Annotated in this window: 10 protein-coding genes; 5 read left to right on the forward strand and 5 right to left on the reverse strand. The window is 68.2% G+C overall.

Translation table 11 applies throughout. The features are described 5' to 3' along the window. Positions 1-24: 24 nt before the first annotated feature. Positions 25-1,065, reverse strand: coding sequence for a sulfate ABC transporter substrate-binding protein (locus tag AC1DXX_RS21960; RefSeq protein ID WP_478136326.1), 1,041 nt, complete (start codon positions 1,063-1,065; stop codon positions 25-27). Positions 1,066-1,201: 136 nt separating this feature from the next. Here AC1DXX_RS21960 and AC1DXX_RS21965 point away from each other — a divergent pair, with 136 nt between their 5' ends. Then, positions 1,202-1,477 (forward strand): oxidative damage protection protein, encoded by a 276-nt coding sequence (locus tag AC1DXX_RS21965; RefSeq protein ID WP_478136327.1) that lies wholly within the window; start codon positions 1,202-1,204, stop codon positions 1,475-1,477. Between the two features lie 14 nt (positions 1,478-1,491). After that, positions 1,492-3,333 carry a bifunctional tRNA (5-methylaminomethyl-2-thiouridine)(34)-methyltransferase MnmC2/FAD-dependent 5-carboxymethylaminomethyl-2-thiouridine(34) oxidoreductase MnmC1 gene (gene mnmC, locus AC1DXX_RS21970; protein ID WP_478136328.1) on the forward strand — a complete coding sequence of 614 codons (1,842 nt, stop codon included), beginning with the start codon at positions 1,492-1,494 and terminating at the stop codon, positions 3,331-3,333. A 9-nt stretch (positions 3,334-3,342) separates the two neighbouring features. Here the strand turns inward: mnmC and AC1DXX_RS21975 are convergent, their stop codons facing one another. Then, positions 3,343-3,678: an antibiotic biosynthesis monooxygenase family protein gene (locus AC1DXX_RS21975; protein WP_478136329.1), complete on the reverse strand. Its 336-nt coding sequence runs from the start codon at positions 3,676-3,678 to the stop codon at positions 3,343-3,345. Positions 3,679-3,795: 117 nt separating this feature from the next. Here AC1DXX_RS21975 and AC1DXX_RS21980 point away from each other — a divergent pair, with 117 nt between their 5' ends. Together AC1DXX_RS21980 and AC1DXX_RS21985 are read left to right on the forward strand one after the other, a co-directional pair. Beyond that, entirely contained in the window at positions 3,796-4,695 is a 900-nt protein-coding gene (locus tag AC1DXX_RS21980; RefSeq protein ID WP_478136330.1) for a transglutaminase family protein, read from the forward strand. A 201-nt stretch (positions 4,696-4,896) separates the two neighbouring features. After that, entirely contained in the window at positions 4,897-6,417 is a 1,521-nt protein-coding gene (locus AC1DXX_RS21985; protein ID WP_478136331.1) for an alpha/beta hydrolase family protein, read from the forward strand. Positions 6,418-6,444: 27 nt separating this feature from the next. On the opposite strand, the gene AC1DXX_RS21990 is transcribed toward AC1DXX_RS21985, so the two are convergent. From AC1DXX_RS21990 to AC1DXX_RS22000, 3 genes are all read right to left on the reverse strand, one after another. Then, positions 6,445-7,389: a crotonase/enoyl-CoA hydratase family protein gene (locus AC1DXX_RS21990; protein ID WP_478136332.1), complete on the reverse strand. Its 945-nt coding sequence runs from the start codon at positions 7,387-7,389 to the stop codon at positions 6,445-6,447. Positions 7,390-7,472: 83 nt separating this feature from the next. Continuing rightward, positions 7,473-8,966: a sensor histidine kinase gene (locus AC1DXX_RS21995; RefSeq protein ID WP_478136333.1), complete on the reverse strand. Its 1,494-nt coding sequence runs from the start codon at positions 8,964-8,966 to the stop codon at positions 7,473-7,475. Then, positions 8,963-9,691 (reverse strand): response regulator transcription factor, encoded by a 729-nt coding sequence (locus tag AC1DXX_RS22000; protein ID WP_478136334.1) that lies wholly within the window; start codon positions 9,689-9,691, stop codon positions 8,963-8,965. The genes AC1DXX_RS21995 and AC1DXX_RS22000 overlap by 4 nt, the downstream gene beginning before the upstream one ends. A 96-nt stretch (positions 9,692-9,787) precedes the next feature. Between AC1DXX_RS22000 and AC1DXX_RS22005 the strand changes: the two genes are divergently transcribed. Continuing rightward, the gene (locus AC1DXX_RS22005; protein ID WP_478136335.1) at positions 9,788-10,420 is read left to right on the forward strand and encodes a cytochrome b/b6 domain-containing protein; all 633 of its coding nucleotides are present in this window, start codon (positions 9,788-9,790) and stop codon (positions 10,418-10,420) included. Positions 10,421-10,638 lie beyond the last annotated feature (218 nt).

Below are 10,638 nucleotides of genomic sequence, written 5' to 3' on the forward strand. Positions count from 1 at the left end.
GCGATCGATCCGGAAGCGGTGGGTTTACTTCTGCTTGGGGGCGTAAATTTGGTCGAAGGAGCCACCGTCGGCAAAGTGCTCCTTGTCCGCCTTGGCCCAGCCACCGAAGGCCTGGTCGATGGTCACCAGCGTCAGCTTGGGGAACTGCTTGTCGTACTTGGCCTTCGCCTTGTCCGAGGTCGGACGGTAGAAGTTGCGGCCTGCGATGTCCTGGCCTTCGTCCGAATACAGGTACTGGAGGTATTCCTCGGCCACGGCGCGCGTGCCCTTCTTGTCGACCACCTTGTCGACCACCGACACGCTGGGCTCGGCCAGGATGGAGATCGAAGGCACGACGATCTCGAACTTGTCGGGACCGAATTCCTTCAGCGCCAGGAAGGCTTCGTTTTCCCAGGCCAGCAGCACGTCGCCCACGCCGCGCTGCACGAAGGTGATGGTCGCGCCGCGCGCACCGGTGTCGAGCACGGGCACGTTCTTGAACAGGTTGCCGATGTATTCCTTGGCCTTGGCATCGCCACCGTACTTGCGCTTGGCGAACTCCCAGGCGGCCAGGTAGTTCCAGCGGGCGCCGCCCGAGGTCTTGGGGTTGGGGGTGATCACCTGCACGCCGGGCTTGACCAGGTCGTCCCAGTCCTTCAGGCCCTTGGGGTTGCCCTTCTTCACCAGGAACACGATGGTCGAGGTGTAGGGCGCGGAGTTGTGCGGCAGGCGCTTTTGCCAGTCGGCCTTGACGAGGCCGCCGTGCTTGGCAAGTGCATCGATGTCGCCGCCGAGCGCCAGCGTGGCCACGTCGGCGTCGATGCCGTCGATGATCGAGCGGGCCTGCTTGCCCGAGCCGCCGTGCGATTGCTTGACCGCCACGTCCTGGCCGGTCTTGGCTTTCCAGTACTTGGCGAAGGCCTTGTTGTAGTCCACGTAGAGCTCGCGCGTCGGGTCGTAGGACACGTTGAGCAGCGTCACCGGCCCCTTGTCGCTTTGCGCAAACGTCGACAATGCCGACAGGGCCATGGCACCGGCCACCCCGGCCCCCAGGGAAAGCTTGATAAAGTCGCGGCGAAGGCTCATGGTGTCTTGCTCTAAAAAGGCATATCAATGAAGCTGCGTATTCTCAATACGACATATAGAAACTGGAACGACCAAGTTTTCAGTTCTAAATAACGAAATCAACTAAGCAACACGCTTTCCCCACAAGAGGCAAAAAATGGCACGCATGGTTCAGTGCATCAAGCTCGGCAAAGAGGCCGAAGGGCTCGACTTTCCGCCCTATCCCGGCGACCTGGGCAAGCGCCTGTGGGAAAACGTCAGCAAGGAAGCCTGGGCTGCCTGGCTCAAGCAACAGACCATGCTGGTCAATGAAAACCGGCTGAATCTGGCCGATCTGCGCGCCCGCCAGTACCTGGCGCGGCAGATGGAAAAGCACTTCTTCGGCGAAGGCGCCGACGTCGCCCAGGGCTACGTCCCCCCTCCAGGCGCCTGAGCACCCCGCCCGCCGTGACCGCTGAGCCGGTGGCCTGGCGTTCGGACGGCGTGCCGCGCAGCGAACGCTTCGACGACATCTATCACACCGAAACCGGCGCACTGGCGCAATCGCGCCATGTGTTCCTGGGCGGTTGCGGCCTGCCGGAAGCCTGGTCCGGGCGACTGCAATGGCTGATTCTCGAAACCGGCTTCGGCCTGGGCCTCAATTTCCTGACAACCTGGCAGGCCTGGCGTGCAGACGCCGAGCGGCCGCGGATGCTGCACTTCGTCTCGGTCGAGGCGCACCCGGTCGGGCCTGAAGACCTGCTGCGCGCCGCCGGGGCCTACCCCGAATTGAGGCCGCTGGCCGAAGAACTGGCCGCGCAGTGGCACGGGCTGCTGCCGGGCTTTCACCGCCTGGCCTTCGACGAGGGCCGCGTGCTGCTCACGCTGTGCATCGGCGATGTGCAGCCGATGCTGCGCGCCCAGCGCTTCGCGGCCGACAGCCTTTTTCTCGATGGCTTCAGCCCGCAGCAGAACCCGGCCATGTGGTCGTCCGACACGCTGAAGGCCGTCTCGCGCTTTGCGCGCCAGGGCACCGGCCTCGCCACCTGGACCTTTGCCCGTGCGGTGCGCGATGCGCTCTCGCAGAACGGCTTCCAGCTCGAAAGACGTCCCGGCCTGCCGCCCAAGCGCGACTGCCTGCGTGGCGTGTTCGCACCGACCTGGACGGTGCGGCGCCGCGGTCCTGCACCCGAGCGGATCGAGGCGCCGGGCCGCTGCGCCGTGATCGGAGCCGGCCTGGCGGGCGCCGCCGTTGCCGCCAGCCTCGCGCGGCGCGGGTGGCAGGTCACGGTGCTCGATGCGGCCGAACGCCCGGCTTCAGGCGCCTCCGGCCTGCCCGTCGGCGTGCTCGCGCCGCATGTCTCGCCCGACGATGCCCTGCTCTCGCGGCTCACGCGCGCAGGCATTCGCGCCACCTGGCTCGAACTGCAGCGCCTGTTGGAAGAAGGCCGCGACTGGCGCGCCAGCGGCGTGCTCGAACGACGGCCCGAGGGCGACACGCGCGTACCCGCCGGGTGGAGCGGCACCGGCCCCAATGAGTCGTGGCCCGCGAACGCGGCGCAACTGGCGAAGGCCGGCCTGCCGGCCGAGGCGCCAGCCCTCTGGCACGCACGCGCTGGCTGGGTGCGTCCGTCCCGGTTGATCGGGGCCTGGTTACGGGAGCCGGGCGTCGCGTTCCGCGGCAACGCGGCGGTGGCGCGCCTGGCACGCAGTGCCGACAGCTGGCAGCTTTTCGACGCGACCGATCAATTGCTGGCCGAAGTCGATCGCGTGGTCGTCGCAGCAGGCTTCGAGTCCAGCCGCTTTGCCCCCGGGCTTCCGCTGCAGCCTGTGCGCGGCCAGGTCGCGTGGGGCCACATGGCGAGCGACCTCGGGCTCCCGGCCACGCCACTCAACGGCGACGGCCATCTGATCGCGCATGTGCCCGATGCCGAAGGCGCCCTGCTCTGGCTGGCCGGCGCCACCTTCGACCGCGACAGCACGGACCTCGCTGCGACAGCCGCCGACAGCGATGCGAACCGCGAACGCCTCTCCCGGCTGCACCCCGACGCTGCCGCCTCATTGGCCCCGGCCTTCGAACGCGGCGAGRTCAACACCTGGGTCGGCGTGCGCTGCGCCTCGGGGGACCGCCGCCCGTTGGTCGGCCCGCTCGACGCCGATGCGGCGGGCCTCTGGGCCTGCACCGCACTGGGCTCGCGCGGCCTCAGCTTCTCGGCCCTGTGCGCCGAACTGCTGGCCGCGCAGTGGCATGGCGAGCCGCTGCCCCTGCCTGCAGCGCTGGCCAAGGCGCTCGGTACGCAACGGCTCTGAGCAGGTCGCTCAGGCCGCGCCCGCTGGCGACGGCGCCAGCATGTGGTCGATCCGGCTGTCCCCGTAGGTGCGCACCACCTCGGAGATCACGACCTTGTAGCCGTCGAGCCAGTTCGCCTGCGCCGCCTTGGCCTGCTGGTGCACCGGATGCTTGATCAGTGCCTGCAGGCTGTCGAGCGAGTCCCAGTAGTAGACGTTCGACACCAGCCCGTTGCCGGTGTTCTCCCAGGTCTCCTCGCCCAGATAGCCGGGCAGCGACTTCGCAGCCGTGGCGATGATCTGGTCGAGGCGATGGAACTCGTCGTCGAACTGCTTCTTCGCGAAGATGAAGGTGGCGGAGTACATGGCGGCCGGAATCTCCTTGATAAATAACGGCTCGAAAGGTCGAGCGGGCGCCGATTCTGCGGCATGGCGCCCCTGCCAGGCCACCGCTTGTCTTGCGAACACGTGAGAATGCACCGCATGGCCATCCAGTACGACATCACGCACACCACCATCTACCGCTACAACAAGCCGGTCACCTTCGGCTTGCACCGCGTGATGTTCCGGCCCCGCGACAGCCACGACCTGCGCGTGCTCGCCACCGACCTGCAGGTGAGCCCGCAGGCCTTCACGCGGCTGATCCAGGACCCGCATTCGAACTCGGTCGCGCTGGTGCAGCCCATGGGCGAGGCCACCGAGCTGCGCATCGTGTGCTCCTTCACCATCGAGCATGTGCCCGCACAGCAGGACCAGCTCGCGCTCGACCCGGCCGCAGAGTTCCTGCCCTTCGCCTACTCGGTGCAGGAGCGCCTCGACCTCGAGCACTACCTGCGCCCGCACCACGACGACGACGCCAACGGCACGCTGATCCGCTGGGCCCACCAGTTCCTGCACGCCGACAAGCCCAACAGCACGCGCGAGGTGCTCGCCCGCATGAACGCGCACATCGGCCAGAGCCTCGAATACAAGGCGCGCGACGAAGAAGGCACGCAGACGCCGTTGCAAACGCTGGCGCTCGGCAGCGGCAGTTGCCGCGACTACGCGCTGCTGATGATGGAAGCCGCACGCCGGCTGGGCATCGCGACCCGCTTCGTCTCGGGCTACCTCTACGACGCCGCGCTCGACCGTGCGGCCCAGGCGCCCGGCGAATCGATGACCGGCGCCGGCACCACGCACGCCTGGCTGCAGGCCTACCTGCCGGGCATCGGCTGGCTGGCCTTCGACCCGACCAACAACCTGATGGGAAGCGGCCAGCTGATCCGCGTCGGCGTCACGCGCGACCCGGCACAGRCCGCGCCGATCTCGGGCAGCTGGTATGGCGACGYCGAGGCCTACGAAGGCCTGGACGCCACGGTGGTGGTCACGCGCCGCAAAGGCTGAACCAGCCACCCCCGCCCGCGCGGGTGTCGCGCAGGAGATAGCAGATACGGGAAAGCCCGGGCCGACGCGCCCGGCAACGCCCCTACGCTGCGCCGCCGGTCCAGCGAAATAGCACGGTCGTTCACCATGAGCGGGCGATGCGCAGCGCCGGGCCCGGCATCTTCTCGACAAACAACCCATAAGAACGGAGAGAGACATCCCATGCATTCCGCGCGCCTGACACTCCTTGCCCTCGCCGCCAGCCTCGCCGTCGCATCCTGCGGCGGTGGTGGCGGTGGAAGCGGTTTCTCCTTCACGCCGCTGCCGCCGGCCCCCGCGCCCGCACCACCGGCGCCGCCGCCACCCCCTCCGCCTGCGCCCCCGCCGCCCGAAGAGACGCGCGTGCAGGACAGCCGCAATTCCTTCGCGCCCGCCGACCCCACGGCCACCACCTTCGCCGCGCTCGCGCCCGACGCCGGCGACACGGTCGACAACGCCACCACCAGCCGATGGGCCGGCATGCTCGGCGGGGCGCAGTACCACGTCGAAGTGCCGGCCAACTGGAACGGCAAGCTCGTGATGTATGCGCACGGCTATGCGGGCGGCGGCAATGTGCTGTCGGTGAACAATCCGTCGATCCGCCGCTACCTGATCCAGAACGGCTACGCCTGGGCCGCCTCGAGCTACAGCAAGAACTTCTACGACGTGCGCGCCGGCGTCGAGGACACCAACGCGCTGGCGCTGGAGTTCAACAAGATCGCCAGGGCCAACGGCCGCGAGCTGGCGGCACCGTCGAAGACCTACATCACCGGCCATTCGATGGGCGGCCACATCACCGCGGCGGCGATCGAGGACGAAGCCTTCGCCACCGCCAACCACAAGGTGAAGTACAACGGCGCGGTGCCGATGTGCGGCGTGGTCGGCGACACGGAGCTGTTCGACTACTTTGCCGGCGCGCAGGTCGCGGCCCAGGCGCTGGCGGGCCTGCCGAAGTACCCGACGCCGAACTGGTCGGACATCTCCGCGCAGGTCACGGCCACGCTGTTCACCACCTTTCCTTCCGTACCGACGGCCACGGGCGCGAAGTTCGCCTCGGTGGTGCAGAACCTGACCGGTGGCGAGCGTCCGATGTTCGGCCTCGGCCTGGCCGCAGGCGGTTCGTTCGCGGCGGTGTGGGGCGTGTTCGGCAGCGACGGCACGGTCAACGGCATCCTGAACAGGAGCACGCTCGACACCAACCGCTTCACCTACACCATCGACGGCGATGTGCCGGGGTCGACGGCGCTGAACGGCTCGGTGCTCAAGCTCACCGCGGCCACCGACGCCAACCGCCTGCGCACCGACGGATTGCGCTGGATTCCCAAGGCCAACGGGGAATTCAGGATTCCGGTGGTCACGCTGCATACGCTCGGCGACCTGTACGTACCCTTCAGCATGGAGCAGATCTACCAGAAGCGCGTGGCGGCGAAGGGCAACGGCGCCTGGCTGGTGCAGCGCGCGATCCGCGGGATCACGCATTGCGACTTCACCGTGCAGGAGCAGGCGGAAGCCTTCGACGCGATGATCAAGTGGGAGCGCGACGGCGTGAAGCCCGCGGGCGACGATGTGGTCACCGCCGCCACCGTGGCCGCACCGACCTACGGCTGCACCTTCTCGCGCAGCACGCTCGGCGTGGACGACACGGCACCGAGCACATCGTCGCGCCCCTTCGCGCTGGCCAACTCGGCCGCTTGCCCTCCCTGAGCGCGGGAACGGCCCGGAGGCCGTGACTCAGCGGCCGGGCGGCACCGCCGCCCGCGCCGCCGCGAGCCTGGCCTCCAGCTCGGCGACGAGCGCCCTCGCCTCGTCGCCCTCGGGAATGTCTCGGCCGCTGTCGCGCCATGCGACGGCGCTCTTGAAACCCTCGGCTTCCGCCTGCCGGCGGAACCACATCCCCTCGGGGTTGTGGCGCGTGATGCCGTCGAACACGGTGGCGAACATCTGCGTCTGTTCCAGCCCCATCGAATGCCAGACCTGGTTGACGACGAGCTTGTGCATCATCAGGTGCGAGCGCGGCACACCCGCAATGCGCTGCGCGAGCTTCAGCGTGGCGTCGTCGAGCTGGTCGGCCGGCACCGAGAAATTGGCAAGCCCCCATTCGGCGGCCTGCGTGCCCGCGATGGTGTCGCCCGTGAACATGAGCTGCTTGGCGCGCATCGCGCCGAGCCGGTAGGTCCACATCGCGGTCGTCGGGCAGCCCCACACGCGCGTGGGCATGTAGCCGATGCGCGCATCGTCGGCCATGGTCAGCAGGTCGCAGCACAGCGCGATGTCGCTGCCGCCGGCCACCGCATGGCCATGCACCTTCGCGATGGTGGGCTTGTGGCAGCGCCACAGGGCCATGAAGTCATCCGTGTTGCGCTTCATGGCGGCGTAGTCGAGCATCGGGTCCCACGGTGTCTTTTCCTGCCGGCAGGGGTGGTCGCCCTCGCCTTCCCGGCCGCGGCCCTCGGCGTAGTCGCCCAGGTCGTAGCCGGCACAAAAAGCACGGCCGGCGCCCTCGACCACGATCACATGCACCTCGTCGTCGGCTTCCGCCCATTCGACCGCGCGGCGGATCTCCGAGGGCGTGGTGTCGCCGATGGCGTTGAGCTTCTCGGGGCGGTTGAGCACGAGGCGCGCGATGCGCGGGTGCTGCGGATCCTTGTCGATCAGGACGGTCTTGAAGGCGGGCATGGTCTTTTGTCTCCTTGGTGGGGTCGCGATGCGCTTGTAGCATCGACCGCCGCCCGCAGGCAAACCGCCGGCAACACCCGGTCTCAGGTGCTGGCCGCGCCGCTCAGCTGAAAACGGAACACCGCGCCCTTGTCGGGCTGCTGCACCAGCCGGATATCGCTGCCATGCAGCTGCAGGATGCGCTGCACGATCACCAGGCCCAGCCCGCCGCTGCCGGAGCCGTCGCTGCGTGCGCCGCTCATGAACACGGGCCGCACGAAGAGGCCCTTCTGCAGCTCGCCCGGAATGCCGGGGCCGGTGTCGCTCACCTGCACCGCCACGCCGGCATTGGCAGGCCGCAGCTGCACCTCGATCTCGCCGCCGGCCGGCGTGTGGCGGATGGCGTTGTCGAGCAGGTTGGTCAGCACGCGCTCGATCATCCCGAGGTCGGCCGACACCACCGGCAGGCCCGGTGCGATGTCGGGCTTGAGCTGCTGGTGCCGCGCCTCGGCCGCCAGCTCGAACTTCTGGAACACGTCCTGCACGAGGTCTGCGAGTGCGAAGTTTTCTTTCTCGGGCTTGACCACGCCGTATTCGAGCCGCGCGAGCTCGAACAGCTCCTGCGCCAGGCGGCCCACCTTGCGGCTCTGGCCAAGTGCGATCTCCAGATAGCGACGGCGCTCTTCTTCACTGAGCGTGCCGGCCTTGAGCAGCAGGGTCTCGAGGTAGCCGTGCAGCGAGGTCAGCGGCGTGCGCAGGTCGTGCGAGATGTTGGCGAACAGCTCGCGGCGCTGCTGGTCCTGCAGCGTGAGCTCGCGCCACTGCTCGGCGATGCGGCGCGTCATCTGCGTGAAGGCCTGGCCCAGCAAGGCGATCTCGTCGTCGCCGCCGTGCGAGAGCCGCTCCAGCGTGGGCGCTTCGTTTTCGAGCGAGGCGATGCCTTCGGTCTCGAAGCGCTTGACCGCCGCGGTCAGCTCGCGCAGCGGCCGCGTGATGAGCCGGAAGGCCGCGAGGCCGGCAACCAACCCGAGCAGTGCCACCAGGCCCATCGACCAGAGCGTGGTGCGCAGCACGTTGTCGGCCGCGACATGGGCCGCCAGTGCATCGTGGTCTTCGCCCTGCAGCACCACGTAGACGTAGCCCACCTCGCGCCCGCCCATGCGCAGCGGCGCGGCACTGAACACCTTGGCGGCATCGGGGCTGCGCGGGTCGTCGCCCACGATGGGCAGCGGTGCACCGGAGATCAGTTGGCGGATCGGCTCCACCGCGACCCTGTCGCGCTTCAGGTGCCCGGGCGGCGCAGCCTGCGCCTCGATGCGGCCGTCGAGCCCCAGCAGGTAGACCTCCACGCTCGGGTTGACCGCCATCAGCTTGTCGAACAGGTCTTTCACCTTGTCCTGGTCGAGGCCGCCGGGCTTGATGAGTTCGGCGTTCTCCGCGATGTGGGCCGCGAGCCCGCCCGACAGGCGCTGGACCACCTCCTGCTCGTGCCGCCCGTTGGAGCGCATCTGCAGCCAGGCCGAGGCGCCGCAGCAGGCCAGCAGCAGCACCGCGAACACCATCGACAGGCGGCGCGAAAGCGTGGCCCAAGCCATCATGCACTGCCCTCCTCGCTGGTGCCCGTAGGCGAGAGCTTGTAGCCCCGCCCCCAGACCGTCAGGATGCGGCGCGGCTCGGCCGGGTCGGCCTCGACCTTGGTGCGCAACCGGTTGATGTGCGTATTGACCGTGTGCTCGTAGCCGTCGTGCTGGTAGCCCCAGACCTGGTTGAGCAGGTCGAGCCGCGAGAACACCTTGCCCGGGTGGCGCGCGAAAAAGTACAGCAGGTCGAACTCGCGCGGCGTGAGCTCGATGAGCTTGCCGTCGACACGCACCTCGCGCGCCAGCGGCTCGATGTCGAGGTTGCCGAGCGTGAGGCTGCCCGACTCCATGCGCGCATTGCGAGCCATCGCATCGGTGCGCCGCAGCAGCGCCTTGACGCGCGCCACCAGCTCCAGCACCGAGAAAGGCTTGGCGAGGTAGTCGTCGGCGCCCAGCTCCAGGCCCAGGATGCGGTGCACCTCGCTCGACCGGGCGCTGATGATGATGATCGGTGTGTAGCGCGTCATCGCGCGGGCGCGGCGGCAGATCTCGAGGCCGTCGACGCCGGGCAGCATCAGGTCGAGCACCAGCGCGTCCCAGTTGCCGCGCTCCAGCGCGCGCAGGCCGGCATGGCCGTCGGCGGCGTGCTCGATCGCATAGCCCTCGTCGCGCAGGTGCATGCGCAGCAGTTCGGCGATGTGGGCGTCGTCCTCGACGATCAGCACGCGTTTGGCGGTGTCCATGCCCGGATTGTCCCGCCATACGGGTTGTGGAGTTATCACGATTAATTGAACTTTGCGTGATGAATCGGCCATGGGGTGCGCCCAACAATCCGCCCCATGAACAGCACAGCCATCGCCAGCACCGCACCCGATGCCCGCCCCATCCACCCGCTGTGGATGCGCATCACGCACTGGCTCAACGCCCTGGCCGTGCTGGTGCTGGTGACGAGCGGCTGGCGCATCTACAACGCGGCGCCCTTCTTCCCGTTCACCATTCCGAACGCCATCACGCTCGGCGGTTGGCTCGGCGGCGCGCTGCAGTGGCACTTTGCGGCGATGTGGCTGCTGGTGTTCAACGGCCTGGTGTACCTGGCGATCAACATCGCGAGCGGCCGGCTCGCTGCCAAGTTCTTCCCGGTCACGCCGGCCGGGATCTGGCACGACGCGCTGGCGGCGCTCAAGGGCAAGCTCTCGCATGCCGACCCGCGCCGCTACAACAACGTGCAGCGGCTCGCCTACCTGTTCGTGATGCTCGACCTGATCGTGATCGTGCTGTCGGGCCTGGTGCTCTGGAAGTCGGTGCAGTTCCCGGTGCTGCGCGACCTGATGGGCGGCTACGAATTTGCGCGCCGCATCCACTTCGTCGGCATGGCGACGCTCGTTGCCTTCGTCGCCGTGCACCTGGTGATGGTGGCTCTGGTGCCCCGCACCCTCCTGACCATGATCCGCGGCCGCGCGCCCAAGGCCTGAAATGAAATCTTGCTTTTCTGTTCGTCGCGTTGTTGTGTTTGACGTTCGTTGTTCAGGGCGCGATCACGCCGACGGTGTGCTCTGCTCCGCGAATGTCCCCCGGCGCGGCCTAGGGCCGCATGCCTCCTCCTTTATTTCGCTGCGCAGAGCACACCATCGGCGTGATCGCTCAGAGCACTTGTTGATCGGCCGCAAATCGGCAGCGTGCCCTCGTGCAC

The sequence above is a fragment of the Variovorax sp. P4_B10 genome, assembly GCF_056402375.1.